Source organism: Paraburkholderia guartelaensis (genome assembly GCF_004353905.1).
GTDB lineage: Bacteria > Pseudomonadota > Gammaproteobacteria > Burkholderiales > Burkholderiaceae > Paraburkholderia > Paraburkholderia guartelaensis.
Map to the genome: position 1 here is coordinate 1 of NZ_SMOD01000173.1, position 685 is coordinate 685.

1 protein-coding gene is annotated in these 685 nt (G+C 59.4%); it reads left to right on the forward strand.

Annotated elements, in window-relative coordinates; translation table 11 throughout:
- Nucleotides 1-683: IS5 family transposase (locus tag E1N52_RS43945; RefSeq protein WP_133191294.1), on the forward strand; the 683-nt coding region annotated here is incomplete at its 5' end.
- Nucleotides 684-685 lie beyond the last annotated feature (2 nt).

The window sequence follows — 685 nt, forward strand, 5'->3', positions numbered from 1 at the left end:
TGATCAAGCACGACGCCGTGATCGAATTCTTCAACGAAGTGGTGTCCATCGCCGGAAAGAAGTGTCTGCTCTCGGGTGAGCATTTCAGCGTGGACGGCACCCTGATCCAGGCGTGGGCCGGACACAAGAGTTTTGTACGCAAGAACGGCGACGATCAGGACAACGATGGTGGCGGCGCGGGCGACTTCAAAGGTGAGAAACGCAGCAACGAGACACATCAGTCGAAGACCGACCCCGATGCGCAGCTCTATCGCAAAGGCAAAACGGCCAGCGAATTGAGGTACATGGGCCATACGCTAACTGATAACCGGCACGGCCTGGTGGTCAACGCACGCGTGACACGCGCCGACGGGCATGCCGAGCGTGAAGCGGCCAAGATCATGATCCACGACGCACAGGAATTCGTCGAGGCGTGCCAGCAGATGAAGGTCACGCCGCACGTTGCGCAAAACACCTCGGGGCGGCGTTCGGCAGTGCCCGATGCGATTGCCTCGAGCGTGGGCTACGCCATTTCGCAGCAAAAGCGCAAGTTGATTGAACAGGGTTTCGGCTGGGCCAAGACCGTGGGGCGCATGCGCCAGGTGATGGTGCGTGGCTTGAAGAAGGTGGACCAGATGTTCGTGTTGAATATGGCGGCCTACAACCTTGTGCGCATGCGATCGCTGGCACAGGTGCGTCCATAGTG